The organism is Pseudomonas pseudonitroreducens, from assembly GCF_021603645.1.
Lineage (GTDB): Bacteria > Pseudomonadota > Gammaproteobacteria > Pseudomonadales > Pseudomonadaceae > Pseudomonas > Pseudomonas pseudonitroreducens.
In genome coordinates this window covers 188,518-213,825 of sequence record NZ_BQHJ01000006.1, presented here as the reverse complement: position 1 = coordinate 213,825, position 25,308 = coordinate 188,518, and the positions used below count along the sequence as shown (strand labels likewise).

Genomic DNA, 25,308 nt, shown 5'->3' with positions numbered 1-25,308 from the left:
GCGTGTCGGGCGTACTCAGCCGCTGATGAGGAAGTTGCCGCGTGACGGCGTGTCTTCGCCTTCCAGAACCGGAACTTCCGCCTCGTCCTTCAGGTTCACCCCCGACAACTGCCGGCGGCACGCCTCGCGCATCAGGTAGAGCAGGCGGTGCGTGGCCAGGCCGTAGCTCAGGCCCTCCAGTCGGACGTTGGAGATGCAGTTGCGGTAGGCGTCGTTCAGGCCGACCTTCGGTGCCCAGGTGAAGTACAGGCCGAGGCTGTCCGGCGAGGACAGGCCAGGGCGCTCGCCAATCAGGATGACCACCATCTTCGCCCGCAGCAGCTCGGCGACTTCGTCGGCGACGGCGACGCGGCCCTGTTGCACCAGTGCGATCGGCGACAGGCTCCAGCCTTCGTTGCGCGCCTGTTCCTCCATGCGTTCGAGAAAAGGCAGGCTGTGGCGTTGCACGGCCAGCGAGGAAAGGCCGTCGGCGATCACCACGGCGAGGTCGTAGCCTTGCGGATGGCGGTCGGCGTAGCGGCGCAGGATCGCTACTGATTCCTCGTTCAGGCGGCGGCCGAGATCGGGGCGTTGCAGATAGGTGTCGCGGTCGGCGGCGGCGCTGTGCAGCAGCAGTGTCTCGCGGCCGCGTTCGGCCAGTTGCGCGGCGAGGCCATCGCGGTCGAACGGCAGGTGCACGGCGTCGCGCGCCTGGGCGTGGGCGAACTGGAAATCCAGCTGCGCCCGGGTCGGCAGGCTGGTGCCGGCGCGGCCCAGGGCGATGCGTGCGGAGGTCAGTCGGCGCAATTCCTGCCAGGGGTTGGGGGTGAAGCTATCGCTCATCGAAAACTCCTCTGGCGAATGGTCTTCATGACAGTTGCGCGAGCGCGTGGCGGAAGGCGCCGGGCAGCTGGCTGGCCATGTGCACGCGGCCGTCCTGCTGGCGGAGGATATCCATGCGCGCCAGCCATGCCTCGAATTCCGGTGCCGGTTTCAGGCCCAGTGTCTGGCGCGCGTAGAGCGCGTCGTGGAACGAGGTGGTCTGGTAATTGAGCATCACGTCGTCGGAACCGGGGATGCCCATGATGAAGTTGATGCCGGCCACGCCCAGCAGGGTCAGGAGCATGTCCATGTCGTCCTGGTCGGCCTCGGCGTGGTTGGTGTAGCAGATGTCGCAGCCCATGGGCACGCCGAGCAGCTTGGCGCAGAAGTGGTCTTCCAGGCCGGCGCGGATGATCTGCTTGCCGTTGTACAGGTACTCCGGGCCGATGAAGCCGACCACGGTGTTCACCAGGAACGGCTTGAAGTGCCGCGCCACCGCGTAGGCGCGGGTCTCGCAGGTCTGCTGGTCGACGCCGTGGTGGGCGTTGGCGGACAGCGCGCTGCCCTGGCCGGTCTCGAAGTACATGAGGTTGTCGCCCCGGGTGCCGCGCTTGAGCGACAGCCCGGCCTCGTAGCCTTCCTTGAGGATCGACAGGCTCACGCCGAAGCTGGCGTTGGCCGCTTCGGTGCCGGCGATGGACTGGAATACCAGGTCCAGCGGTGCGCCGCGGTTGATCGCCTCGATGGAGCTGGTGACGTGGGTGAGCACGCAGGACTGGGTGGGGATCTCATAGCGCTGGATGATCGCGTCGAGCATCTCCAGCAGCGTGCAGATCGATTGCAGGCTGTCGGTGGCCGGGTTGATGCCGAGCATGGCGTCGCCGTTGCCGTAGAGCAGGCCGTCGAGCACGCTGGCGGCGATGCCGGCCGGGTCGTCCGTGGGGTGGTTGGGTTGCAGCCGCGTGGACATGCGCCCGCGCAGGCCCATGGTGTTGCGGAAGCGGGTGACCACGCGGATCTTCTGCGCGACCAGCACCAGGTCCTGCACGCGCATGATTTTCGACACCGCCGCCGCCATTTCCGGCGTCAGCCCCGGCGCCAGGGCGCGCAGGCTGGTTTCGTCGGCGGCATCGCCGAGCAGCCAGTCGCGCAGGCCCCCCACCGTGAGGTGGCTGACCGGCGCAAAGGCCTGGCGGTCGTGGGTATCGATGATCAGCCGGGTGACCTCGTCGCTCTCGTAGGGGATCAGCGCTTCGTCGAGAAAGTGCTTGAGCGGGATGTCAGCCAGCGCCATCTGCGCGGCGACGCGCTCGGCGTCGCTGCCGGCGGCGACCCCGGCCAGGCGGTCGCCGGAACGCGCCGGGCTGGCCTTGGCCATCACCTCGCGCAGGCTGTCGAAGCGCCAGGTCTGGCCACCGACGCTGTGGACGAATCCGGACATGGCGCTTCTCCTCAACCCTGGCTGGCGAACGATGCGTCGGTGCCGCGATTGAGGCTGATGACGATGCTGCAGCAGGAGCAGCCGCCGATCATCAGCACCAGGAATACCGAGGCGATGACGCTGTTGAACCAGAGCATCGCGGCCAGGCAGACCAGCGCCAGCACCAGTGCAATGGCCGGCACCACCGGGTAGCCCGGCGCGCGGAAGCTGCGCTCCAGGTCCGGCTCGCTGCGGCGCAGCTTGAACAGGCTGAACATGCTCATGATGTACATGACGATGGCGCCGAACACGCTCATGGTGATCATCGCCGCAGTCAGGGTCATGCCCTGCAGGCTGATCAGGCTGTCGCTGAAGATCGCCGCGATGCCCACCGCGCCGCCGGCAAGAATCGCCCGGTGCGGGGTCTGGAAGCGCGACAGCTTGGCCAGGCTGCGCGGCAGGAAGCCGGCACGGGCGAGGGCGAAGAACTGCCGCGAGTAGCCGAGGATGATGCCGTGGAAGCTCGCCACCAGACCGAACAGGCCGATCCATACCAGCATGTGCATCCAGGTGGAGTTGTTGCCGACTACGGCCTTCATCGCCTGCGGCAGCGGGTCATTGATGTTCGACAGCGCGCGCCAGTCGCCCACGCCGCCGGCGAAGATCATCACGCCGATGGCCAGCGTCACCAGGGTCAGGATGCCGGCGATATAGGCACGCGGGATGGTGCGTTTCGGGTCCTTGGCCTCTTCGGCGGCCATGGCGGCGCCCTCGATGGCGAGGAAGAACCAGATGGCGAACGGGATGGCGGCGAAGATGCCGGCCATGGCCGGCGCGCCGAACACGTCCGAGCCGGCCCAGCCGTTGAGCACGAAATTGCTGAAGCTGAAGCCCGGTGCGACCACGCCCATGAACACCAGCAGCTCGGCTACCGCCAGCACGGTCACCACCAGTTCGAAGGTGGCGGCGATGCTGACGCCGAGGATGTTCAGGGTCATGAAGATCAAATAGGCACCGGTGGCCGCCCACTTCGGATCGAGGCCGGGGAACTGCACGTTGAGGTAGGCGCCGATGGCCATGGCGATGGCTGGCGGGGCGAAGACGAACTCGATCAGCGTGGCGATGCCTGCGACCATCCCGCCGGTCTTGCCGAAGGCCCGCAGGCTGTAGGCGAAGGGGCCGCCGGCATGAGGAATGGCGGTGGTCAGCTCGGTGTAGCTGAAGATGAAGCAGGTGTACATCACCGCGACGATCAGCGTGGTGACGAGGAAACCCAGGGTGCCGGCGGCGGCCCAGCCGTAGCTCCAGCCGAAGTACTCGCCGGAGATCACCAGGCCCACGGCGAGCCCCCAGAGGTGCAGGGTGCCAAGCGTTGGTTTGAGTTGTGATGCGCTCATTGTTGTTATTCCTCTCTCCGCAAGGGATAGGCCGCAGATGGCGGGTCGCAGGGGCGTGGACGGATACCTGAGACTCGATGGTAGTGGCGCGCTGCCGCGCAAGACTTGACCGCTGGAACCGGCTTTCGCCGCGCAGGGTCAACTGGCTGTTACCCATCGCCCCACACCGCGCCCGGCGCCCGATTGTGGTGCCGGATTTGCCCTGACTGCCCCCGCTGTGGCAGCTGCAGGCCAGGCGCGGCGCCGTATGCAGCTGAGCGCTAATGCATGGCGAGGCACGGGAATTGCTTTGTTTATTCGTTCCCTTGTTTCCGGGAGCCATGTGCCCTGCGTGTCTCAAAACAAGATCGGTAATCGACATGAGCCAGCCTCTGTTTTCCCCGTCCGGCCTGAGCCTGCCCCTGGCCAGCAACATCGGCGTGCTGTCCGCCGCCGCCAGCGGCCTGGGTCGCTTCATCGGCGACCAGGGTGGCGACATCGACCGCGTCTTCGGCCGCGCCGGCATCGACCCCGAACGCCTGCTGCATCCCACCCTGAGCCTGGCGCTGACCAACTACTGCCAGGTGCTTGAGGAGGCCGCGCGGCAGTCGGGTTGCGACAACTTCGGGCTGCGCTATGGCGAGCAGTTCCTGCCTCGTGAGCTGGGCCTGCTGGGCTATGTCGGGCTGTGCTCGGAGACGCTGGAAGACGCGCTGAAGAACTTCGCCGCCGCCTTTCCCTATCACCAGCACGACACGCTGATCCGCCTGGTGGATTGCGGTGAGTGCTATCGCTTCGACTACCAGGTGCGCCACGGCGCGATCCTCGACCGCCGGCAGGATGCCGAGCTGACCCTGGGCATGGCGCTGAACCTCATGCGCCACGCGCTCGGGTCCGAATGGGCGCCGCGTGCGGTGAGCTTCGAACACGCGCGGCCAGAGAGCTGGCAGGAACATGGCCGGGTGTTCGACGCGCCGGTGCTGTTCCAGCGCGGCTGCAACTCGATGCTGATTCCCAAGCGCGACCTCCATGGCCGGCAGATGCCCGAGCGTGACGCCAACCTGCTGTTCCTGGTGCAGGACGTGATCCGTCGCCTGGGCGAGCACGGCGGTGCGCCCAACCTGGTGGAGGACGCCGGCACGCAGATTCGCCTGGCGCTGGCGGATGGCGAGCCTTCGTTGGAGATCATCGCCGAGCAGCTGGAACTCACCACTGCCGGTTTGCAGCGGCGCTTGCGCGAAGCGGGGCTGAGTTTCAGCCAACTGGTGGAAAACACCCGCCGCGAACTGGCGCTGCATTATCTGCGTCAGCCGCAACGGCCAATTTCCGAGCTGGCGCCGTTGCTTGGCTACTCCGAGACCAGCGCCTTTTCCCGCGCCTTCCGCCGCTGGTTCGGCGTGAGCCCGCGGCAGTGGCGCAGCGACGCGCATTGAGCCGCTTTTTGTAGGAGCGAGGGGGGGCGCCTAGCTCTTGCTCGCGAACGGATTCCCCGGCGGTTTCTTTAGCTCGGCAGTTTCGCGAGCAAGCTCGCTCCTACAGGCTTCGCTTCGCGCTTGAACCTTGCGTAGGAGCGGACTTTGTCCGCGATCGATTTTCCCACCACGCGGAGCCGGCCGGTTGCACATCGCGGACGGAGTCCGCTCCTACGGAAAGACTCTTTTTCCGAGCATAAAAAAGCGCGGCCCGTGGGCCGCGCAAAGATCGATTCGGGGGAGACCGCCCGGCGCACCGGGCGGGGTCAATCAGCAGCGCGCGATCAGAAGAAGCCCAGCGGGTTGATGTCGTAGCTCACCAGCAGGTTCTTGGTCTGCTGGTAGTGGTCGAGCATCATCTTGTGGGTCTCGCGGCCCACGCCGGATTTCTTGTAGCCGCCGAAGGCGGCGTGCGCCGGGTACAGGTGGTAGCAGTTGGTCCACACGCGGCCGGCCTTGATGCCGCGACCCATGCGGTAGGCGCGGTTGATATCGCGGGTCCAGACGCCGGCGCCCAGGCCGTACTCGGTGTCGTTGGCGATCGCCAGTGCTTCGGCTTCGTCCTTGAAGGTGGTCACGCCCACCACCGGGCCGAAGATTTCTTCCTGGAATACGCGCATCTTGTTGCTGCCCTTGAGCAGCGTCGGCTGGATGTAATAGCCGGTGGAGAGGTTGCCATCGAGCTTCTCGACCGAGCCTCCAACCAGGATCTGAGCGCCTTCCTGCTGGGCGATGTCGAGGTAGGAGAGGATCTTCTCGTACTGTTGCTGCGAGGCCTGGGCGCCGACCATGGTGTCGGTGTCCAGCGGGTCGCCGCGCTTGATCGCCTTCACCTTCTTCATCACCACGTCCATGAACTGCGGATAGATGGACTCCTGCACCAGCGCGCGGGATGGGCAGGTGCACACCTCGCCCTGGTTGAAGAAGGCCAGCACCAGGCCTTCGGCGGCCTTCTCGATGAAGGTCGGCTCGGCCTGCATGATGTCTTCGAAGTAGATGTTCGGGCTCTTGCCGCCCAGTTCCACGGTGGACGGAATGATGTTCTCGGCGGCGCACTTGAGGATGTGCGAGCCCACCGGCGTGGAGCCGGTGAAGGCGATCTTGGCGATGCGCTTGCTGGTGGCCAGCGCTTCACCGGCTTCCTTGCCGAAGCCCTGGACGACGTTGAGCACGCCCTTGGGCAGCAGGTCGCCGATCAGCTCCATCAGCACGCAGATGCCCAGCGGGGTCTGCTCGGCCGGCTTGAGCACGATGCAGTTGCCGGCGGCCAGCGCCGGGGCGAGTTTCCACGCGGCCATCAGCAGCGGGAAGTTCCACGGGATGATCTGCCCGACCACGCCCAGCGGCTCGTGGATATGGTAGGCAACGGTGCTGTCGTTGATCTCGGCAGCAGACCCTTCCTGCGCGCGGATGCAGCCGGCGAAATAGCGGAAGTGGTCCGCAGCCAGCGGGATGTCGGCGTTGAGGGTTTCGCGCACCGGCTTGCCGTTGTCCCAGGTCTCGGTGACGGCCAGCAGTTCCAGGTTCTGTTCGATACGGTCGGCGATCTTCAGCAGCACCAGCGAGCGGTCCTGCACCGAGGTGCGGCCCCAGGCGTCGGCGGCGGCATGGGCGGCGTCCAGCGCCTTGTCGATGTCTTCGGCGGTGGAGCGGGGGAATTCGGCGATGGGCTGGCCATTCACCGGCGAGGTATTGGTGAAGTACTGACCCTTAACCGGCGGGACGAACTCGCCGCCGATGTAGTTGCCGTAGCGCGCCTTGAACGAAACGATGGCGCCTTCGCTACCGGGATGGGCATAACGCATGGTCGGATCTCCTGGGTCTTGTGCTTGTTGGGGAGGACGTTGAACAAGCGTAGAGCAAGGGCCGGGCCATGCCAGTGAAAGGCGCGCCGGGCATGGCCTGGGCGGGTCGCCGGGAATACCGCGGAAAGTCCGCTGTCACGCGACTGGAGCAGTGCCTGGTGACACTTTGTCCCGTATTCGTGACAGTCGTGACCTGACGGTCGGCCAGGCGTTGCATTGGGCTGGCGCGTGGGGGATGCTGTCCTGCGTTCCGACGAATTGTCTGACAGAAATTCGCTGGAACCCGGGGCTGCCTCCCCGTCCCCCAAGCGGAGAACAACAACAATGCGCGCCAACGATTTGAGCCGCCACGCCCGCCAGGTCATGACCGTGGCCGAGGGCAAGGCCCGCGCCGGAGCCCCCGGTGCGGACCCGTCGATCGCCCGCTCCTGGATGCGCTGCCTGGAGCAGTATCACCTCGACCCGGCGCAGCCCATGGCGCCGGCCGTGCTGGAACACGCGCGCATGCTCGAAGTGCGCGAGCGCCACCGCCAGGTGCTGGAGATCGCCAGCGGCGAGATGAACAGCCTGCACCAGCAGCTCTCAGGCGCCGGCCATGCGGTGCTGCTCACCGATTCCCGCGGGGTCATCCTCAACTGCGTCAGCGAAGCCGCCGAGCGCCGCACCTTCGAGCAGGCCGGGCTGTGGCTCGGCGCCGACTGGAGCGAGGCGCGCGAGGGCACCAACGGTATCGGCACCTGCCTGGTGGAACGTCAGGCGCTGACCATCCACCAGGACGAACATTTCCGCAGCCGCCACACCGGGCTGACCTGCTCGGCCAGCCCGGTGTTCGACCCGCAGGGCGAACTGCTGGCGGTGCTCGACGTTTCCTCCGCGCGCCGTGACGTGTCGCGGCAGAGCCAGTTCCACACCATGGCGCTGGTCAACCTGTCGGCCAAGGCCATCGAAAGCTGTTATTTCCTGCGGCATTTCGAGGACCAGTGGCTGCTGCGCTTCCACCTGCAACCCGACGGCCTCGGCCTGTTCAGCGAAGGCCTGCTGGCCTTCGGCGCTGACGGGCGCATCCGCGCGGCGAACCAGAGCGCGATCAACCTGCTCGGTAGCCGCCGCGACAGCCTGATCGGGCGCTCCCTGGAGCAATTCTTCGATTGCCGGCTGGACGACCTGTTCAGCCGCGCTGACCCGCAGCCCAATGCCAGCTGGCCGTTGCGCACCCACGCTGGCCGCACTCTCTATGCGCTGCTGCGCGGCCAGCGTCCCATCGCCGCCGCGCCGGTGCTGCCGCGTGCGCCGCTGGCGAAAGGGCTGTGCATCGACGATCCGCAACTGGCCCATGATTTCCGCCGGGCGCTGAAGGTCTACGCCCACGACGTGCCGCTGTTGCTGCAGGGCGAGACCGGCACCGGCAAGGAAGCTTTCGCCCGCGCCGTGCACCTGGGTGGCGAACGTGCCGGCAAGGCTTTCGTCGCGCTGAACTGCGCGGCGATCCCCGAGACCCTGATCGAGAGCGAGTTGTTCGGCTACCGCGGCGGCAGCTTCACCGGCGCGCGCAAGGAAGGTATGCGCGGCAAGTTGCAGCAGGCCGACGGCGGCACGCTGTTCCTCGACGAGATCGGCGACATGCCGCTGGCGTTGCAGACACGCCTGCTGCGCGTGCTGGAAGAGCGCCAGGTAGTGCCCATCGGCGGCGAGCCGCAGGACGTCGACATCCGCCTGATCAGCGCCAGCCACCGTGACCTGGAAGCGCTGGTGGCCGCTGGGCAGTTCCGTGAAGACCTGTATTACCGCCTCAATGGGCTGGTGGTCGGGCTGCCGCCGCTGCGTGAGCGCGAGGACCGTGGCGCGCTGCTCGAGCACCTGCTGGCCGAGGAGAGCAAGGGTCGCACCGTGCGCCTGGATGATGACGTGCGCCGGCACCTGCTGGATTTCCCCTGGCCGGGCAACGTGCGCCAACTGCGCAACGTGCTGCGCACGCTCTGCGCGTTGTGCGAGGGTGGACGCATCCAGATGGCCGACCTGCCGCCGGACCTGCGCCGGGTTTCGCCTCCTGCCGTTGTCGAGGTGGCGACAGTCGAGGAGGGCGGCGACACCCTTGGCGCCGCCGAGCGCGACGCGCTGCTGGCGGTGCTGGAAGCGCAGCGCTGGCACGTCAGCCGCGCCGCGCAGCAGCTGGGCATCAGCCGCAACACCCTGTACCGCAAGCTCAATCGCCATGGCCTGAACCGGAAAACTCTTTCGTAGGATGGCGTGGAGCGCAGCGATACCCATCAAGGCAGCGCGCCGAAACAGCATGGGTATCGCTGCGCTCCCCCCACCCTGCGGTCCTCGCCTGTGACGGCTTTCGCTGCGCACCGGGAACCGCCTCCCCACCTCGTCGTCTGATGCCCCGGCGGCGGGCCGCGCGGGGGCGCGCTGTGCTACTCTGCCGCCCATTCGAAGCGCCTGGAAAGGCTTGATTGCAGGAGTCTGCATGCATATCCACATCCTCGGCATCTGCGGCACCTTCATGGGCTCGCTGGCCGTCCTCGCCAAGGAGCTGGGCCACCGCGTGACCGGCTCCGATGCCAGCGTCTACCCGCCCATGAGCACCCAGCTTGAAGCCCAGGGCATCGAGCTGATGCAGGGCTACGATCCCGCCCACCTGGAGCCGGCACCGGACCTGGTGGTGATCGGCAACGCGCTGTCGCGCGGCAACCCGGCGGTGGAGTACGTGCTGAACAAGGGCCTGCCCTACGTGTCCGGCCCGCAGTGGCTGGCCGACCATGTGCTGCAGGGCCGCTGGGTGCTGGCGGCCGCCGGTACCCACGGCAAGACCACCACCAGCAGCATGCTGGCCTGGGTGCTGGAGCATGCCGGCATGAGCCCGGGCTTCCTGATCGGCGGTGTACCGCAGAACTTCGGTGTCTCCGCGCGCCTGGGCGGCACGCCGTTCTTCGTGGTCGAGGCCGACGAGTACGACAGCGCCTTCTTCGATAAGCGCTCGAAGTTCGTCCACTACCACCCGCGCACGGCGATCCTCAACAACCTGGAATTCGACCACGCGGACATCTTCCCCGACCTCGCTGCCATCGAGCGGCAGTTCCACCATCTGGTGCGGACCATTCCCGGTGAAGGCCTGGTGATCCATCCCACCGCCGAAACCGCGCTCAAGCGCGTGCTCGACATGGGCTGCTGGACCCCGGTGCAGACCACCGGCGAAGGCGGCCAGTGGCAGGCGCGCCTGCTCAGTGAAGACGGCTCGCGCTTCGACGTGCTGTTCGACGGCAAGCCCCAGGGCACCGTGGACTGGGAACTGACCGGCCAGCACAACGTCGCCAACGCCCTGGCCTGCCTCGCGGCGGCCCGCCATGTCGGCGTGGTGCCGGAGCTGGGCTGCGCCGCGCTGTCGACCTTCAAGAGCGTCAAGCGGCGGATGGAGAAGGTCGCGGAAGTCAAAGGCGTGACCATCTACGACGACTTCGCCCACCACCCGACCGCCATCGCCACCACCCTCGACGGCCTGCGCAAGCGCGTCGGCGACGCCAAGGTGATTGCCGTGGTCGAGCCGCGCTCCAACTCGATGAAGCTCGGCGCCCACCGTGACGGCCTGCCGGAATCCGTGGTGCAGGCCGACAACGTGTTCTGGTACGCCCCGCCGAACCTCGGCTGGGACCTGGCCGCCACCGTCGCCAGCTCCAGCGTGCCCACGCAAGTGTGCGATTCGCTGGAGGCCATCATCGACGGCGTCAAGGCCATCGCCACGCCGGGCACCCAGGTGGTGGTCATGAGCAACGGCGGATTCGGCGGCCTGCACGGCAAGCTGGCCAAGGCGCTGGAGGGCTGAGCATGGCGGGAGCCGAACGCGTCACCCTGGCCATGACCGGCGCCTCTGGCGCGCAGTACGGCCTGCGTCTGCTCGACTGCCTGGTGCAGGAAGACCGCGAGGTGCATTTCCTCATCTCCAAGGCCGCGCAGCTGGTGGTGGCCACCGAGACCGACGTGACCCTGCCGAGCAAGCCGCAGGCGATGCAGGCTTTCCTCAGCGAATACACCGGCGCTGCCCCCGGGCAGATCCGTGTCTACGGCAAGGAAGACTGGATGGCCCCGGTGGCGTCCGGCTCCGGCGCGCCGAGTGCGATGGTGGTGGTGCCCTGCTCGACAGGAACGCTCTCGGCCATCGCCACCGGTGCCTGCAACAACCTGATCGAGCGCGCCGCCGATGTGGCACTGAAGGAGCGCCGCCAGCTGATCCTGGTGCCGCGCGAGGCGCCGTTCTCCAGTATCCACCTGGAGAACATGCTCAAGCTGTCCAATATGGGGGCGGTGATCCTGCCGGCTGCTCCGGGCTTCTATCACCAGCCGCAGACGGTGGACGACCTGATCGACTTCGTCGTGGCGCGCATCCTCAACCAACTGGGCATTCCCCAGGACATGCTGCCGCGCTGGGGCGAACACCATCTTGTCAGTGACGAATAAGCTCCTCGCCGCCCTGCTTCTGATGCAATTGGGCGGTTGTGCCACCGTGAATACCCTCAATGACAGCCGCCCTGGCGATCCGCTGATCTACGCCGGCACCCGGCTGGACTGGTACTCGCTGAATGGCGGCTGCTGCCCGAAGGATCATTTCGGCACTGACGCGCCGGCCTATCCCGGCCTCGACCTGCCCGGCAGTGCGTTGCTCGATACGTTGCTACTGCCGCTGTCGATCGCCGCGGAACTGGGCATCGGCCTGCAGGTGTGGGGCGGGAACTGAGTCCGTTCAGGTAGGGGCGAGGAGTGGCGGATAACCTGCTCCAGGTTATCCGTCCGACAGAGCAGGCTGCCCTGATGAGCGTTCAGAGTGAGACCTCGTAGGATGGGTGGAGCGGAGCGATACCCATGCGGTCATCAGTGTGATTGATGGGTATCGCTCCGCTCCACGCCATCCTACAAAAGCGTTGTACGCCCTGCGGTTGTGGGGTTACTTGCCCAGTTTGCGCAACTCGTCCGATTCGACGACGCGGGTACCCTTGCCGGTTTCCAGCGCCAGGCGCCAGAGCGCGCGGGCCAGGGCGATGGCTTCGATGCCGTGCAGCTTGCCCGGCAGGATGCGCGAGAAGGGCGCGGCGAGCAGCTCGGCGAGGCGGACTTCGTCGCGCTGACCGAGCAGCAGCGACGGCCGCGCAATGGTCAACTGCTGCCAGCCTTGCTGGCGCAGGGCATCCTCCAGCTCGCCCTTGACCCGGCTGTAGAAGATCGACGACTTGCTGTCCGCACCCAGCGCGCTGACCACTATGTAGTGTCGTGCGCCGAGGGCCAGACCGCGCTCGCCGAGGGCCAGCGGCAGGTCGAAGTCAACGCTGCGGAAGGCTTCCTCGGAACCGGCTTCCTTGAGCGTGGTGCCCAGGCAGCAGAACACCGTGTCCACCGGCTGGAGCAGGTGCGGGATGAGCTCGGCCAGTGGGCCGATGGGGTTTTCCAGGCGTGGGTGCTCCGCCAGCTTCCTTCGGGCCGGAGCGATGACGCGCTTGACCGTGGGCTCGTTGAGCATGCGGTCGAGCAGATGTTCACCAGTCAGGCCGGTGGCGCCAGCTAGCAGGATATTCGTCGGTTTCGAGTACATCTGTGTTTCCCCTCTGACACACATTCCAGCTTAGTTGCCGCCTGGGCGTTTTTCCTGCGCACCGCCATTGCCGAGTGCCAGCGCTGCGTGTGAATGCTGCGCGCGCAGGGCCTGCCAGCGAGTAATGACCGCGTCCGGCGCCCAGAGTTGCGGCTCCGATGCTTCGAACTCTTCCTCCTTCTCGCGCTTGGCCACGGTCGCGCTGGCCAGCGTGAAGGCCTGCCTGAGGTCGTCGGTCTGCTGGAGCGCCTTGGCGAACAGCGCATCGCCGAAGTAGGTGAAATCGGCTTCCTCGGAGCAGCCGAAAGACACCCGGTCGCTGCGCGCGGCGGTCATGATCAGGGTCTTGTCGTCCTTGAGCACGGGGATGAAGCCGCCGCTGTAGCAGGCGGAGATGACCAGCACCTTGTAGCGGTCCTTCAGCGGGGCAAGCAGGCTGGCCAGTTCGCTGGCCGGCAGGTCATCGAGCTTGAGCCCCGGCATGTCCAGCACCAGCTGGTGGTCATGGGAGCCATGGCTGGTCAGGTAGATGAACACCAGGTCTTCCGGGCCGCTGCGTTCGGCGATGGTGCGCAGGGTGCGGGCGAGGGTTTCGCGGGTGGCCATGGGGCGGTCGGCGAGGTGATCGCGGTGGTTCACCAGGCGCACCACGCCGCGGGCGCCGAAGCGCTCGCCGAGCAGGTCGGCGACGTAGTCGGCCTCGCGCAGGAACACGCTCTGCTTGCCGTCGCCCCCCAGGCTGACGCCGTAGAGTTCGATTGCCGGGGTGGACTGCGGGATAGCGGCCAGCGCCTTCTCCAGCATTGCGCCCTGCTCCAGCAGACCTACCTCCAGCGGGTTGGGCAGCAGCTTGCCGGCGGCGTCCTGGCGCAACTGGCCGTCGCGCCAGATGCCTTTCTGCAGGCTGCCATCACGGCGGGTGAGGGTGCCTTCCCCCGAGTATTCGCCACGGGCGAAGCCGCCCTGGTAGGTCTGGCCGTCGGGCTGGGTCAGCGTGCCCCTGCCGTGGAAGCGCCAGGCGCGGAATTCGCCCTTGTAGCGGCTGCCGTCGACGCCGCTGAATTCGCCCGGTCCGCTCAGTGCGCCTTCCTTGAAACGACCGAACCAGACATCGCCGTTGGCGTTCTGGAAGCGCCCGGTGCCGTCGAACTGGTCGTTGCGGAATTCGCCGCTGTAGTAGTCGCCGGCGTCGTCGCGGAAGGTGCCCTTGCCCTCCAGCACGCCGTTCTTGAACTGGCCGCCGTACTGGTTGCCGAGGCTGTCCTGGCGGGCGCCTTCGCCATTGGCCACGCCCCTGGCAAAGTAGCCCTGGTGACGAGTACCGTCGGCCTGTTCGAGACTGCCCAGACCTTCGTAGACGCCTTTGCGGAAGCCGCCGCTGTAGGTGGTGCCGCCTTGGGTAAGGCGCCCCTCGCCATTGAATTCACCGTGTTTGAACTGGCCCTCGTAGACGCTGCCGTCAACGTATTGCAGGCGGCCGCGCCCGTCGAAGTTGCCGTCGCGGAATTCGCCTTCATAGACCGTGCCGGTGCTGTCGACCCACTTGCCCTGGCCGCTTTGCAACCCCTTGTCGAAGCCGCCCTCGTACCAGGCGCCATTGCTGTAATCGAGCCGCCCCGGGCCCTGCAATTGACCGTTGACCAGCTCCCCGCGGTAGCGCGCGCCGTCGGGCAGGCGGGCGTCCGGTGGCGTCAGCGGTTCGCCCTCGCCGCAGGCGGCAAGCAGCAGGACGAGGCTCAAGGGCAGGAGTTGGCGTGGCATGGGGACTCTCGAATCGACGGTGGGGCGCCGATTGAGTGTGACGGAAAAAAGCCCGCGATCGCGGGCTTTTTTCTCAGACCTGCATGGCACGTCGATGGCGAGGTATCAGACGAAGCACAGGCTCAGCGATTCGGCGATGTAGGCAGGCTTGGGCAGGCCTTCGATCTCCAGGGTGCAGCGCGCCTTGATCAGCCACTGGCCGGGGTTCTTCTCGGTGATGTCGGTAATGGTCACCTGCAGGCGCACGCGCGAATCCACCGGTACCGGCTGGATGAAGCGCACGCTGTCCAGGCCGTAGTTGACCACCATCTTGGGGTTCTCCGGCAGGACCAGCAGGCCTTCGCAGAGTTTCGGGATCAGCGACAGCGACAGGAAGCCGTGGGCGATGGTGCCGCCGAAGGGCGTCTTCTTCGCCTTCTCCGGGTCGACGTGGATGAACTGGTGGTCCTCGGTGCACTCGGCGAACTGGTTGATGCGCTGTTGATCGACGGTGATCCACTGCGAATGGCCCAGGTCCTTGCCGATGTAGTCCTTCAGTGCGCTTACGGGTACGAATGCCATGTTTCCTCCGGGGATATCGTTGTTCTTCTAGTGCGGCCTGCGTAAGAGTCCGACAACAGATCAGCATGGGGTCCGCGGCCGGTCAAGCCGCAGCGGCATTCATGCTTTGGGCGAATGCCGCGCCATAGCGGGCGCCGGGCGGGCATAATGGCGTCTCCTTGCGCTGGAGATGTTCCCTGATGTTGCTACGCGGCCTGACCTGGCTGGTGCTGTTCCAACTGCTCGGCACGGGCCTGAATGCTCTCATCCTGCACATGATTCCCGGCCCCATCATTGGGCTGGTGCTGCTGTTCGCCTTCCTGGTCTGGAACGGCGAGGTGAGCAAGCCGGTGAACGAGGCCGCCGCCTCGCTGCTGCGCTACCTGCCGCTGTTGCTGGTGCCGGCGGCGGTGGGCGTGATGGCCTACGCGAAGCAGATCGCCGCGGACTTCTGGGCCATCGCCGGGGCCCTGGCGCTGTCGCTGCTGGTGTCCTTCGTGTTCGCCGGCTGGCTGATGCAGAAGCTCATCGACCGCCAGCGCAAGCAGAAGGAGAACGCCTGATGTTCGACTGGCAAGGCGCGCTGAACGCCGTCATTCATCATCCGCTGTTCTGCGTCAGCGTCACCCTGGGCGCTTATCAGTTGGCGCTGGCCGCCTACGAGCGCACGCGCTGGGTATTCCTGCAGCCGGTGCTGGTGTCGATGCTGATCGTCATCGCGGTGCTGCTGGCCTGCGGCATCGACTACAGCGAGTACAGCAACAGCGCCAAGGTGCTGACCATCCTTCTCGGCCCCGCGACCGTCGCCCTCGCGGTGCCGCTGTTCCTCAACCTCAAGCGCATCCGCCAGCTGTTCTGGCCGACGCTGATCACCCTGCTGGTCGGCGGCCTGTTCGCCACCGCGCTGGGCATCGGCCTGGGCTGGCTGTTCGGCGTCGACCACGAACTGCTGATGAGCCTGGCGCCCAAGTCGGTGACCTCGCCCATCGCCATGCTGGTGGCCAGCCAGATTGGCGGCGTGGCGGCGCTGGCGGCGGTGTTCGTGCTGATCACCGGGGTGCTCGGCGCCATCCTCGGTCCGGAATTGCTGCGCCGCGTCGGTGTCCATCACCCGGCCGCGCAGGGCATGGCGCTGGGCATGACCGCCCATGCCGTGGGCACCTCCCGCGCCTTGCAGGAGGGCGAGGAGTGCGGCGCCTTCGCTGCCCTGGCGATGAGCCTGATGGGCGTGGCCACCGCTGTGCTGCTACCGTTGGCGGTAGCGCTGATCGCCTGAGAGCCTGTTGACGATCTGCTGCGCGTCGGCCGTAGGGCGTTGGCAAACGCCCTCAGATGCTCATTTACAGCAGTAAACTCCGCTCTTCAGGCGCTTGCCGCCTACTACGGCTCTAGCTCGCACGATCGTAAACAGGCTCTGATCGAAAATGGGAGTATCCATGAGTTTTCCGCTCTTCCCCCTCAATACCGTGCTGTTCCCCGGCTGCCGCCTCGACCTGCAGATCTTCGAGGCGCGCTACCTGGACATGATCGGCCGCTGCATGAAGCAGAACGGCGGGTTCGGTGTGGTGGCCATCGTCGAGGGTGAGGAAGTCGGCGACGCGCCGGAGCGCTATAGCCTGGTGGGCTGCGAAGCTCACATCAAGGACTGGAAGCAGCAGTCCAACGGCCTGCTGGGCATCCGTGTCGAAGGCGGACGGCGCTTCCGCGTGCTCTCGGCGAACGTGCAGCCAGACCAGTTGACGGTGGCTGAAGTGGAATGGCTGGACGAGCAACCCGACCAGCCGCTGACCAAGGAGCACGATGACCTCGCCGCGCTGCTCGAAGCGCTGTCCATGCACCCGATGGTTTCCGCCCTGGAGATGGGCGGCGAGGTGAATGGCCAGCAGGCCCTGGCCTGCCAGCTCGCCTATCTGCTGCCCTTCGAACGTGACCAGAAGCAGGTATTGCTGGAGATGGACGATCCCACCGTGCGCCTGGCGCGCATTCAGGTGTTGCTGGAGCAGCTGCAGGGCGATTTCGTCGCCTGAGATTGGGGCGGCAGGCTACAGGCTACAGGCAAGAGCTTTGCCTGCCGCCTGAAGCCTACCGCTTGAAGCCGCCTTTAGAACGAATCGCCCGGTACCCGTACCCAGCCTTCCATGAGGATGCGCGAGCTGCGGCTCATAATGGCCTTGGTCACGCTCCACTCGCCGTTCACCTGCTTCGCCTCGGCGCCCACACGCAGGGTGCCGGAGGGGTGGCCGAAGCGCACGGCGCTGCGTTCGCCACCGCCGGCGGCGAGGTTCACCAGGGTGCCGGGAATGGCGGCGGCGGTGCCGATGGCCACGGCCGCGGTGCCCATCATGGCGTGGTGCAGCTTGCCCATGGACAGCGCGCGCACCAGCAGGTCGATGTCGCCGGCCTGCACTTGCTTGCCGCTGGAGGTGACGTAGTCCTTCGCTGGCGCAACGAAGGCGATCTTCGGCGTGTGCTGGCGGGTCGCGGCTTCTTCCGGGGTCTTGATCAGGCCCATGCGCAGGGCGCCGGCGATGCGGAATTGCTCGAAGCGCGCCAGTTGTTCGGGGTCGCCATTGATCGCTTCGCGCAGTTCGGCGCCGGTGTAGCCGATGTCCTGGGCGTTGACGAAAATGGTCGGGATGCCGGCGGTGATCATGGTCGCCTTGAAGGTGCCGATGCCGGGGACTTCCAGGTCGTCCACCAGGTTGCCGGTGGGGAACATCGAGCCGCCTTCCTCGCCATCGTCGGACGGATCGAGGAATTCCAGCACGATCTCGGCGGCCGGGAAGGTTACGCCGTCCAGCTCGAAGTCGCCGGTTTCCTGGACCTGGCCGTTGCTGATCGGCACGTGGGCGATGATGGTCTTCTGGATGTTCGCCTGCCAGATGCGCACCACGCAGGTGCCGTTGTCCGGGATGCGCGACGGATCGACCAGGCCGGCGTGGATGGCGAAGGAGCCGGCAGCGGTGGAGAGGTTGCCGCAGTTGCCGCTCCAGTCGACGAAGGCCTTGTCGATGGAAATCTGCCCGTAGAGGTAGTCGACGTCGTGATCCGGCTGGGTGCTTTTCGACAGGATCACGCACTTGCTGGTGCTGGAGGTCGCGCCGCCCATGCCGTCGATGTGCGCGCTGTACGGATCGGGGCTGCCGATCACGCGCATGAACAGCTTGTCGCGGGCTGCGCCAGGCACCTGGCAGCGCTCGGGCAAATCCTGCAGGCGGAAGAACACGCCCTTGCTGGTGCCGCCACGGATGTAGGTGGCGGGGATCTTCACTTGGGGTACGTGGGGCATGGGATTCGATCCTGAGTGCTTGTTGTAGGAACGAGGGGGGCGCCTAGCCCTTGCTCGCGAACGGCCTCACTGCGGACTTTGGTTCGCGAGCAAGCTCGCTCCTACAGAAGTTGTGCCGGCCCGCGAGCGGGCCGGCGGTTACATCACGCTACCGCGCCTTCCAGGAAGTCCTTGGCGAAGCGTTGCAGCACGCCACCGGCCTTGTACACCTTCACTTCGGCGGCGGTGTCGAGGCGGCAGGTGACCGGGACTTCGACGACTTCGCCGTTGCGGCGGTTGACCACCAGGGTCAGGTCGCAGCGCGGCGAGACTTCGCCTTTGATGTCGTAGGTCTCGGTGCCGTCCAGGCCCAGGGTCAGGCGCGTGGTGCCCGGCTTGAACTCCACCGGCAGCACGCCCATGCCCACCAGGTTGGTGCGGTGGATGCGCTCGAAGCCTTCGGCGACGATCACTTCCACACCGGCCAGGCGAACGCCCTTGGCTGCCCAGTCGCGGGACGAGCCCTGGCCGTAGTCGGCGCCGGCGACGATGATCAGGTTCTGCTTGCGGTTCATGTAGGTTTCGATGGCTTCCCACATGCGCATCACCTTGCCCTCCGGTTCCACGCGGGCCAGCGAGCCTTTCTTCACTTCACCGTTGACCACGGCCATTTCGTTGACCAGCTGCGGGTTGGCGAAAGTGGCGCGCTGGGCGGTCAGATGGTCGCCGCGGTGGGTGGCGTAGGAGTTGAAGTCCTCCTCCGGCAGGCCCATTTTCGCCAGGTACTCGCCGGCGGCCGAGTCCGCCAGGATGGCGTTGGACGGCGACAGGTGATCGGTGGTGATGTTGTCCGGCAGGATCGCCAGCGGCAGCATGCCCTTGAGCGTGCGCTCGCCCGCCAGCGCGCCTTCCCAGTACGGCGGGCGGCGGATGTAGGTGGACATCGGGCGCCAGTCGTACAGCGGGCTTTCGGCCTCCTGCACGCTGCCCAGGTCGAACATCGGGATGTAGACCTGCTTGAACTGCTCGGGCTTGACGCTGGAGGCGACGATGGCGTCGATCTCTTCGTCGGACGGCCAGAGGTCCTTCAGGGTGACGGGGTTGCCTTGACTGTCGGTGCCCAGCGGGTCCTGCTCGATATCGAAGCGCACGGTACCGGCGATGGCGTAGGCGACCACCAGCGGCGGCGAGGCGAGGAAGGCCTGCTTGGCGTAGGGGTGGATACGCCCGTCGAAGTTGCGGTTGCCCGAGAGCACGGCGGTGGCGTACAGGTCGCGGTTGATGATCTCTTTCTGGATCGCCGGGTCCAGCGCGCCGGACATGCCGTTACAGGTGGTGCAGGCATAGGCGACGATACCGAAGCCGAGCTTCTCCAGCTCCGGCAGCAGGCCGGCTTCTTCCAGGTACAGCTTGGCGACTTTCGACCCGGGAGCGAACGAGGTCTTCACCCACGGCTTGCGGATCATGCCCAGCGCGTTGGCCTTCTTCGCCACCAGGCCGGCGGCGATGACGTTGCGCGGGTTGGAGGTGTTGGTGCAGCTGGTGATGGCGGCGATGATCACGGCGCCATCGGGCATCAGGCCTTCGGCTTCCTCGACCCGGCCGGACTCCAGCTTGGCTTCGTCGGCGATGCCGCGCTCGGCCAGTGCCGAGGTCGGCAGGCGGCGGTGCGGGTTGGACGGGCCGGCCATGTTGCGCACTACGCTGCCCAGGTCGAATTCGAGCACGCGCTCGTACTCGGCGGTTTCCAGGGCGGCGCTCCACAGGCCGAGGGTCTTCGCGTAGTTCTCCACCAGCTCCACCTGCTCGGGCTCGCGGCCGGTGAGCTTGAGGTAGTCGATGGTCTGGCCGTCGATGTAGAACATCGAGGCGGTGGCGCCGTATTCCGGGCACATGTTGGAGATGGTCGCGCGGTCGCCGATGGACAGGCTGTCCGCACCCTCGCCGAAGAACTCGACGTAGGCGCCGACCACGCGCTCCTTGCGCAGGAACTCGGTGATCGCCAGGACGATGTCAGTGGCGGTGATGCCCGGCTGGCGCTTGCCGGTCAGCTTCACGCCGACGATGTCGGGCAGGCGCATCATCGACGGGTGGCCGAGCATCACGGTCTCGGCTTCGAGGCCGCCGACGCCGATGGCGATCACGCCCAGGGCGTCCACGTGGGGGGTGTGCGAGTCGGTGCCGACGCAGGTGTCGGGGAACGCGATGCCGCCGCGCGCCTGGATCACCGGGCTCATTTTCTCCAGGTTGATCTGGTGCATGATGCCGTTGCCGGCCGGGATCACGTCGACGTTCTTGAACGCGGTCTTGGTCCAGTCGATGAAGTGGAAGCGATCCTCGTTGCGGCGATCCTCGATGGCGCGGTTCTTCTCGAACGCGTCGGGGTCGAAGCCGGCGGCTTCCACAGCCAGCGAGTGGTCGACGATCAGTTGGGTCGGCACCACCGGGTTGACCTTGGACGGGTCGCCGCCTTTCTCGGCGATGGCGTCACGCAGGCCGGCGAGGTCGACCAGCGCGGTCTGGCCGAGGATGTCGTGGCAGACCACGCGCGCCGGGTACCAGGGGAAGTCGAGGTCGCGCTTGCGGTAGACCAGCTGCTCCAGCGAGGCGGTGAGGTCCGCCGGCTCGCAGCGGCGCACCAGCTGTTCGGCCAGCACGCGGGAGGTGTAGGGGAGCTTGTCCCAGGCGCCGGCCTGGATCGCCTCGACCGCCTCGCGGGCGTCGAAGTAATCCAGCGCGGTGCCGGGCAGGCGCTTGCGGAATTGGCTGTTCACGGAAGTAGTCATGTTGTTATCCAGGAAGGCTATTTGCGGTCCTTGAGCGGCACGAACTTCAGGTCTTCAGGGCCTGTGTAGTTGGCGCTCGGGCGGATGATCTTGCCGTCGATGCGTTGCTCGATGACGTGGGCGGACCAGCCGGCGGTGCGGGCGATGACGAACAGCGGGGTGAACATCGCGGTGGGCACGCCCATCATGTGGTAGCTCACGGCGCTGAACCAATCGAGGTTGGGGAACATCTTCTTGATGTCCCACATGATGGTCTCCAGGCGCTCGGCGATGTCGTACATCTTGGTGTTCGACTGCTCGTTCGACAGCTGCTGGGCGACTTCCTTGATCACCTTGTTGCGCGGGTCGGACACGGTGTAGACCGGGTGACCGAAGCCGATCACCACTTCCTTGCGCTCGACGCGGGCACGGATGTCGGCCTCGGCTTCATCCGGGTTGTCGTAGCGCTTCTGGATCTCGAAGGCCACCTCGTTGGCGCCGCCGTGTTTCGGGCCGCGCAGCGCGCCGATGGCGCCGGCGATGCAGGAGTAGATGTCCGAACCGGTGCCGGCGATCACCCGGGAGGTGAAGGTCGAAGCGTTGAATTCGTGCTCGGCGTACAGGTTCAGCGAGGTGTGCATGGCGCGCACCCAGGACTCGCGCGGCTTCTGCCCGTGCAGCAGGTGCAGGAAGTGACCGCCGATGGAGTCGTCGTCGGTCTCGACGTCGATGCGCTTGCCGTTGTGGCTGAAGTGGTACCAGTAGAGCAGCGCCGAGCCCAGCGAAGCCATCAGCTTGTCGGCGATGTCACGGGCGCCCGGATGGTTGTGGTCGTCCTTCTCCGGCGACAGGCAGCCGAGCACGGACACGGCGGTGCGCATCACGTCCATCGGGTGCGCCGACGGCGGCAGGGTCTCCAGGGCGGCCTTGACGCCGGCCGGCAGGCCGCGCAGGGCTTTCAGCTTGGCCTTGTAGCCAGCCAGTTCGGCGACGTTGGGCAGCTTGCCGTGGACCAGCAGGTGGGCGATTTCCTCGAAGTCGCAGCGGTTGGCGAAATCCAGGACGTCATAGCCACGGTAGTGCAGGTCGTTGCCGGTGCGGCCGACGGTGCACAGGGCGGTGTTGCCAGCGGCGGTGCCACTCAGGGCCACGGACTTCTTGGGTTTGAAGGCGGTGGTGGTTTCTGCGGTAGCGCTCATCGCGTGTCTCCTCATCAAATCCGGTTGCTTGTTCTTGTTCCGCCGACATTGGCCGTGCGGTCGGTTCGAATCTGGTGTGGCGGATAACGCCTGTGGCGTTATGCGCCCTACGGTGGTTCAGGTTCTGGCGTAGGGCGAATAACGCAAAGCGTTATCCGCCGCCGTTGCCAAAGGTGGATAACGCCGATGGCGCTATGCACCCTACGGTTTGTACAGGCTCGCTTACTTCTTGCCGGCGGCGAACAGCGCGTCGAGCTTCTGCTCGAAGGCGTGGTAGCCGATGCGGTCGTACAGCTCGGCGCGGGTCTGCATCAGCTCGATCACGTTCTGCTGATGGCCTTCCTCGCGGATCGCGGTGTACACGGCTTCGGCGGCCTTGTTGGCGGCGCGGAAGGCCGACAGCGGGTAGAGCTGGATGGCCACGCCGACCGAGGCCAGCTCGTCGCGGGTGAACAGCGGGGTGGCGCCGAATTCGGTGATGTTGGCCAGGATCGGCACGTTCAGCGCGTCGACGAAGCGCTTGTAGGTCGGCAGGTCGTAGGCGGCTTCGGCGAAGATCGCATCGGCGCCGGCCTCGACGTAGCGCTGGCAGCGCTCTATGGCGGCGTCCACGCCTTCGGCCTGGATGGCGTCGGTGCGGGCGATCAGGAAGAAGTTCGGGTCGGTCTTGGCGTTGGCGGCGGACTTCACGCGGTCGACCATCTCCTGGGTGGAGACGATTTCCTTGCCCGGACGGTGGCCGCAACGCTTGGCGCCGACCTGGTCCTCGATGTGCGCGGCAGCAGCGCCGGCCTTGATCAGGGCCTTCACCGTGCGCTCGATGTTGAAGGCGCTGGGGCCGAAGCCGGTGTCGATGTCCACCAGCAGCGGCAGGTCGCAGACGTCGGTGATGCGACGTACGTCGGTGAGCACGTCATCCAGGGTGTTGATGCCCAGGTCCGGCAGGCCGAGGGAACCCGCTGCCACGCCGCCACCGGAGAGGTAGATGGCCTTGAAGCCGGCGCGCTTGGCCAGCAGCGCGTGGTTGGCGTTGATCGCGCCGATCACCTGCAGCGGCTTTTCTTCGGCAAGGGCGTCGCGGAAACGTTGGCCGGCGGTCTTGTAGCTCATTGTTCACCTCGTTCGTTGGCTGTCTTGGCTTGGGCGTCCAGGTAATGGCGCTCCATATTGCGTTTCGAGGCGCCGATGTGACGGCGCATCAGCAACTCGGCCAGTTCGCCGTCACGATCGGCGATGGCATCGAGAATCCGGTGGTGTTCGGCGAAGGCCTGGCGCGGCCGGTTGGGCGTCGCCGAGAACTGCAGGCGATACATGCGTACCAACTGGTACAGCTCGCCGCAGAGCATGCGGGTGAGGGTGCGGTTGCCGCTGCCCTGGATGATCCGGTAGTGGAAGTCGTAGTCGCCTTCCTGCTGGTAATAGCCACGGCCGGCCTGGAAGGCTTCGTCGCGCTCGTGGGTGTCGAGCACCCGGCGCAGCTCATCGATCTCGGCCGGCGTCATGCGCTCGGCCGCCAGGCGGCAGGCCATGCCTTCGAGGGACTCGCGGATCTCGTAGAGCTCCAGCAGCTCCTCATGGCTGAGCGAGACGACCCGTGCACCGACGTGCGGTACGCGCACCAGCAGCTTCTGGCCTTCCAGGCGGTGGATCGCCTCGCGCAGCGGGCCGCGGCTGATGCCATAGGTGCGCGCCAGCTCCGGCTCGGAAATCTTGCTGCCGGGGGCGATGTCACCCTTGACGATGGCCGACTGGATCTTGCGGAACACGTGTTCCGAGAGGGTCTCGCCGTCGTCGCTGGCGGGGGTGGGCAGAATCAGGCTATCGCTCATGGTGTCGACAATCTTCTTGGTGTGCGGCGAAAGCTACCCCTGGAAAAGCCTTCGGTCAATGAAGATCTGATGAATTGTCGACAATCGTCTAATGAGCTACCCGGCTTATGCGTGCGGGTTCATCGCCGCAAGACGCAGCGCCCGGGTTCTGCGAGTATGCGTTTGCGCTGGCTGGCTCAGGGAAGGCAATTCAGGTGAAGGAACGCGTTGGACGAGTCGCTGCCAGCACCCTCGGGTTTCTGGCGCTGGGATGGCTGCAGGGCTTCTGGGCATTGCGTGCCTATGGGGAAAACCTGCCTGCCGACATGGCTGACCGAAGCATTTCCGCTGAAATGATGCCGTTGCTGCTGTTCTGGGCGGTGTTCATCGGGCTGCTGGCGTGGCCGATGAGCTGGCGCCGCGGCTGGCGCGTCGGCCTGTCGTCCGGTTTTGCCCTGGTCGGTTGGTTCTGGGTCGATCTTTGTGTGTATGACAGCCGCGTGGCGAGCTGGAGTACTTACACGCTTGCCGAGCTGGCACTGGAAGTGGCCGAGCTGTGTCATCGACCGTTGCTGCTCGCGGCTGCTTTCTATCTGGGGGGATGGGGCCTGCTGGCCTGGAGGAAGACGCGTGATCAGAAGCTGGTATGACCGCCACGCATTGCCGCGCTTGATCGACTTCGCCTGCGGCATGGGCGATGTGATGAAGCAGCGTTCGCTGTTGGTGCCCCGTGCGCACGGGCGGGTGTTGGAGATCGGCATGGGCACCGGGCTGAACCTGTCGTTCTACGATCCGGCGAAAGTGTCGACAATCGTCGGCGTCGACCCGGCGGCACAGATGCAGAAGCTCGCCCGCCATCGCGCCGAGGCGATCGCCATTCCCGTGGAGATGGTGGCACTGGAGCTGGGGCAGATCCGCGCCGACGCCGGCAGCTTCGACAGCATCGTCTGTACTTTCACCCTCTGCAGCATTCCCGACGCGGAGGCAGCACTGAAGGAAATGCGCCGGGTGCTCAAGCCCGGCGGCGAATTCCTCTTCTGCGAGCACGGCCTGGCGCCGGATGCCGGTGTGCGCGCCTGGCAGCAGCGGCTGACGCCGGTATGGAAGCCGCTGGCGGGCGGCTGTCACCTGGACCGCGACATGCCGGCGCTGATCGAGTCCGGCGGTTTCAACCTGCGCGAACTGATCCAGGACTACCTGCCGGGGCCGCGCCCGATGACCTACGTCTATCGCGGCATGGCCGACTGAGACGGCGGCAGGCGGTCGAGGACCTCGATGCTGAGGATATAGGCGCTGCGCAGGAACAGATCTTCCGGCCGCTGGACGAAGCCCGAGTCCGACTGGCAGTCGTTCAGGCGCACGACGCCGGGAGCGTGGCCGCTACACAACGCGCGGTAGTCGCCCTGGCTGATCCAGCCCTGAAGCACAGAGGACTCGCGGTTATGCGCGCGAACCACGACTTCGACCTTGAGATGCTCGTTCATTGCCACGTCGCTCCACCGAAAGTGAGAA

Annotated in this window: 23 protein-coding genes; 10 read left to right on the top strand and 13 right to left on the bottom strand. The window is 66.3% G+C overall.

The window, feature by feature from the left end; translation table 11 throughout:
- Window positions 1-15: 15 nt before the first annotated feature.
- Genes eutC through eat form a run of 3 tightly spaced genes read right to left on the bottom strand, consistent with a single transcriptional unit; the run spans window position 16 to window position 3,618 of the window.
- Complete coding sequence (eutC, locus tag L6D89_RS16360) at window positions 16-822, bottom strand: ethanolamine ammonia-lyase subunit EutC (RefSeq protein WP_236200497.1); 807 nt, start codon at window positions 820-822, stop codon at window positions 16-18.
- Between the two features lie 25 nt (window positions 823-847).
- Window positions 848-2,242, bottom strand: coding sequence for an ethanolamine ammonia-lyase subunit EutB (locus L6D89_RS16355; RefSeq protein ID WP_236200496.1), 1,395 nt, complete (start codon window positions 2,240-2,242; stop codon window positions 848-850).
- Window positions 2,243-2,253: 11 nt separating this feature from the next.
- Window positions 2,254-3,618 carry an ethanolamine permease gene (gene eat, locus L6D89_RS16350; protein WP_236200495.1) on the bottom strand — a complete coding sequence of 455 codons (1,365 nt, stop codon included), beginning with the start codon at window positions 3,616-3,618 and terminating at the stop codon, window positions 2,254-2,256.
- Between the two features lie 359 nt (window positions 3,619-3,977).
- Between eat and qhpR the strand changes: the two genes are divergently transcribed.
- The gene (qhpR, locus tag L6D89_RS16345; protein WP_236200494.1) at window positions 3,978-5,030 is read left to right on the top strand and encodes an AraC-like transcriptional regulator QhpR; all 1,053 of its coding nucleotides are present in this window, start codon (window positions 3,978-3,980) and stop codon (window positions 5,028-5,030) included.
- A 323-nt stretch (window positions 5,031-5,353) separates the two neighbouring features.
- Here qhpR and exaC read toward each other — a convergent pair whose 3' ends face one another.
- Window positions 5,354-6,874 (bottom strand): acetaldehyde dehydrogenase ExaC, encoded by a 1,521-nt coding sequence (gene exaC / locus L6D89_RS16340; RefSeq protein ID WP_045217053.1) that lies wholly within the window; start codon window positions 6,872-6,874, stop codon window positions 5,354-5,356.
- Between the two features lie 324 nt (window positions 6,875-7,198).
- Between exaC and L6D89_RS16335 the strand changes: the two genes are divergently transcribed.
- The 4 genes from L6D89_RS16335 to L6D89_RS16320 all read left to right on the top strand — a co-directional run bounded on the left by L6D89_RS16335 (window position 7,199) and on the right by L6D89_RS16320 (window position 11,606).
- Window positions 7,199-9,115 (top strand): sigma-54-dependent Fis family transcriptional regulator, encoded by a 1,917-nt coding sequence (locus L6D89_RS16335; protein ID WP_236200493.1) that lies wholly within the window; start codon window positions 7,199-7,201, stop codon window positions 9,113-9,115.
- A 229-nt stretch (window positions 9,116-9,344) separates the two neighbouring features.
- A complete protein-coding gene (mpl, locus tag L6D89_RS16330) occupies window positions 9,345-10,697 on the top strand; it encodes a UDP-N-acetylmuramate:L-alanyl-gamma-D-glutamyl-meso-diaminopimelate ligase (RefSeq protein WP_236200492.1) in 1,353 nt (450 codons plus the stop codon).
- 2 nt (window positions 10,698-10,699) lie between these two features.
- Window positions 10,700-11,329 (top strand): flavin prenyltransferase UbiX, encoded by a 630-nt coding sequence (ubiX, locus tag L6D89_RS16325; protein ID WP_017521701.1) that lies wholly within the window; start codon window positions 10,700-10,702, stop codon window positions 11,327-11,329.
- A 22-nt stretch (window positions 11,330-11,351) separates the two neighbouring features.
- Window positions 11,352-11,606 carry a YceK/YidQ family lipoprotein gene (locus L6D89_RS16320; protein WP_373874965.1) on the top strand — a complete coding sequence of 85 codons (255 nt, stop codon included), beginning with the start codon at window positions 11,352-11,354 and terminating at the stop codon, window positions 11,604-11,606.
- A 207-nt stretch (window positions 11,607-11,813) separates the two neighbouring features.
- Here L6D89_RS16320 and L6D89_RS16315 read toward each other — a convergent pair whose 3' ends face one another.
- From L6D89_RS16315 to L6D89_RS16305, 3 genes are all read right to left on the bottom strand, one after another.
- Window positions 11,814-12,455, bottom strand: coding sequence for an oxidoreductase (locus tag L6D89_RS16315; RefSeq protein WP_236200490.1), 642 nt, complete (start codon window positions 12,453-12,455; stop codon window positions 11,814-11,816).
- 30 nt (window positions 12,456-12,485) lie between these two features.
- Window positions 12,486-14,216: a C13 family peptidase gene (locus tag L6D89_RS16310; RefSeq protein ID WP_236200489.1), complete on the bottom strand. Its 1,731-nt coding sequence runs from the start codon at window positions 14,214-14,216 to the stop codon at window positions 12,486-12,488.
- Window positions 14,217-14,321: 105 nt separating this feature from the next.
- Window positions 14,322-14,777: a MaoC family dehydratase gene (locus tag L6D89_RS16305; protein WP_045217066.1), complete on the bottom strand. Its 456-nt coding sequence runs from the start codon at window positions 14,775-14,777 to the stop codon at window positions 14,322-14,324.
- 179 nt (window positions 14,778-14,956) lie between these two features.
- Between L6D89_RS16305 and L6D89_RS16300 the strand changes: the two genes are divergently transcribed.
- From L6D89_RS16300 to L6D89_RS16290, 3 genes are all read left to right on the top strand, one after another.
- Window positions 14,957-15,319, top strand: coding sequence for a CidA/LrgA family protein (locus L6D89_RS16300; protein WP_024764691.1), 363 nt, complete (start codon window positions 14,957-14,959; stop codon window positions 15,317-15,319).
- Window positions 15,319-16,032 carry an LrgB family protein gene (locus tag L6D89_RS16295; protein WP_236200488.1) on the top strand — a complete coding sequence of 238 codons (714 nt, stop codon included), beginning with the start codon at window positions 15,319-15,321 and terminating at the stop codon, window positions 16,030-16,032. The genes L6D89_RS16300 and L6D89_RS16295 overlap by 1 nt, the downstream gene beginning before the upstream one ends.
- Before the next feature lie 160 nt (window positions 16,033-16,192).
- A complete protein-coding gene (locus L6D89_RS16290) occupies window positions 16,193-16,783 on the top strand; it encodes an LON peptidase substrate-binding domain-containing protein (protein ID WP_236200487.1) in 591 nt (196 codons plus the stop codon).
- Window positions 16,784-16,857: 74 nt separating this feature from the next.
- Here L6D89_RS16290 and prpF read toward each other — a convergent pair whose 3' ends face one another.
- From prpF to L6D89_RS16265, 5 genes are all read right to left on the bottom strand, one after another.
- Window positions 16,858-18,045, bottom strand: coding sequence for a 2-methylaconitate cis-trans isomerase PrpF (prpF, locus tag L6D89_RS16285; RefSeq protein WP_236200486.1), 1,188 nt, complete (start codon window positions 18,043-18,045; stop codon window positions 16,858-16,860).
- A 143-nt stretch (window positions 18,046-18,188) separates the two neighbouring features.
- Window positions 18,189-20,798: a Fe/S-dependent 2-methylisocitrate dehydratase AcnD gene (gene acnD / locus L6D89_RS16280; protein ID WP_236200635.1), complete on the bottom strand. Its 2,610-nt coding sequence runs from the start codon at window positions 20,796-20,798 to the stop codon at window positions 18,189-18,191.
- Window positions 20,799-20,827: 29 nt separating this feature from the next.
- Window positions 20,828-21,988, bottom strand: coding sequence for a bifunctional 2-methylcitrate synthase/citrate synthase (gene prpC / locus L6D89_RS16275; RefSeq protein ID WP_236200485.1), 1,161 nt, complete (start codon window positions 21,986-21,988; stop codon window positions 20,828-20,830).
- A gap of 222 nt (window positions 21,989-22,210) precedes the next feature.
- On the bottom strand, window positions 22,211-23,098 hold the full coding sequence (prpB, locus tag L6D89_RS16270; RefSeq protein ID WP_236200484.1) for a methylisocitrate lyase: 888 nt from the start codon (window positions 23,096-23,098) through the stop codon (window positions 22,211-22,213).
- Window positions 23,095-23,817 carry a GntR family transcriptional regulator gene (locus tag L6D89_RS16265; protein WP_054908359.1) on the bottom strand — a complete coding sequence of 241 codons (723 nt, stop codon included), beginning with the start codon at window positions 23,815-23,817 and terminating at the stop codon, window positions 23,095-23,097. Before L6D89_RS16265 ends, prpB begins: the two co-directional genes overlap by 4 nt.
- A 194-nt stretch (window positions 23,818-24,011) precedes the next feature.
- On the opposite strand from L6D89_RS16265, the gene L6D89_RS16260 reads away from it, so the two are divergent.
- Window positions 24,012-24,446, top strand: coding sequence for a hypothetical protein (locus tag L6D89_RS16260; protein WP_236200483.1), 435 nt, complete (start codon window positions 24,012-24,014; stop codon window positions 24,444-24,446).
- Entirely contained in the window at window positions 24,427-25,044 is a 618-nt protein-coding gene (locus tag L6D89_RS16255; protein ID WP_276574806.1) for a class I SAM-dependent methyltransferase, read from the top strand. Before L6D89_RS16260 ends, L6D89_RS16255 begins: the two co-directional genes overlap by 20 nt.
- On the opposite strand, the gene L6D89_RS16250 is transcribed toward L6D89_RS16255, so the two are convergent.
- Window positions 25,023-25,280 (bottom strand): hypothetical protein, encoded by a 258-nt coding sequence (locus tag L6D89_RS16250; RefSeq protein WP_236200482.1) that lies wholly within the window; start codon window positions 25,278-25,280, stop codon window positions 25,023-25,025. The genes L6D89_RS16255 and L6D89_RS16250 overlap by 22 nt on opposite strands.
- Window positions 25,281-25,308: the final 28 nt, after the last annotated feature.

Coding starts and splice junctions, on each gene's coding strand:
- eutC (WP_236200497.1), bottom strand. CDS start 822: ATGAGCGATAGCTTCACCCCCAACCCCTGGCAGGAATTGCGCCGACTG.
- L6D89_RS16355 (WP_236200496.1), bottom strand. CDS start 2,242: ATGTCCGGATTCGTCCACAGCGTCGGTGGCCAGACCTGGCGCTTCGAC.
- eat (WP_236200495.1), bottom strand. CDS start 3,618: ATGAGCGCATCACAACTCAAACCAACGCTTGGCACCCTGCACCTCTGG.
- qhpR (WP_236200494.1), top strand. CDS start 3,978: ATGAGCCAGCCTCTGTTTTCCCCGTCCGGCCTGAGCCTGCCCCTGGCC.
- exaC (WP_045217053.1), bottom strand. CDS start 6,874: ATGCGTTATGCCCATCCCGGTAGCGAAGGCGCCATCGTTTCGTTCAAG.
- L6D89_RS16335 (WP_236200493.1), top strand. CDS start 7,199: ATGCGCGCCAACGATTTGAGCCGCCACGCCCGCCAGGTCATGACCGTG.
- mpl (WP_236200492.1), top strand. CDS start 9,345: ATGCATATCCACATCCTCGGCATCTGCGGCACCTTCATGGGCTCGCTG.
- ubiX (WP_017521701.1), top strand. CDS start 10,700: ATGGCGGGAGCCGAACGCGTCACCCTGGCCATGACCGGCGCCTCTGGC.
- L6D89_RS16320 (WP_373874965.1), top strand. CDS start 11,352: ATGCAATTGGGCGGTTGTGCCACCGTGAATACCCTCAATGACAGCCGC.
- L6D89_RS16315 (WP_236200490.1), bottom strand. CDS start 12,455: ATGTACTCGAAACCGACGAATATCCTGCTAGCTGGCGCCACCGGCCTG.
- L6D89_RS16310 (WP_236200489.1), bottom strand. CDS start 14,216: ATGCCACGCCAACTCCTGCCCTTGAGCCTCGTCCTGCTGCTTGCCGCC.
- L6D89_RS16305 (WP_045217066.1), bottom strand. CDS start 14,777: ATGGCATTCGTACCCGTAAGCGCACTGAAGGACTACATCGGCAAGGAC.
- L6D89_RS16300 (WP_024764691.1), top strand. CDS start 14,957: ATGTTGCTACGCGGCCTGACCTGGCTGGTGCTGTTCCAACTGCTCGGC.
- L6D89_RS16295 (WP_236200488.1), top strand. CDS start 15,319: ATGTTCGACTGGCAAGGCGCGCTGAACGCCGTCATTCATCATCCGCTG.
- L6D89_RS16290 (WP_236200487.1), top strand. CDS start 16,193: ATGAGTTTTCCGCTCTTCCCCCTCAATACCGTGCTGTTCCCCGGCTGC.
- prpF (WP_236200486.1), bottom strand. CDS start 18,045: ATGCCCCACGTACCCCAAGTGAAGATCCCCGCCACCTACATCCGTGGC.
- prpC (WP_236200485.1), bottom strand. CDS start 21,988: ATGAGCGCTACCGCAGAAACCACCACCGCCTTCAAACCCAAGAAGTCC.
- prpB (WP_236200484.1), bottom strand. CDS start 23,098: ATGAGCTACAAGACCGCCGGCCAACGTTTCCGCGACGCCCTTGCCGAA.
- L6D89_RS16265 (WP_054908359.1), bottom strand. CDS start 23,817: ATGAGCGATAGCCTGATTCTGCCCACCCCCGCCAGCGACGACGGCGAG.
- L6D89_RS16250 (WP_236200482.1), bottom strand. CDS start 25,280: ATGAACGAGCATCTCAAGGTCGAAGTCGTGGTTCGCGCGCATAACCGC.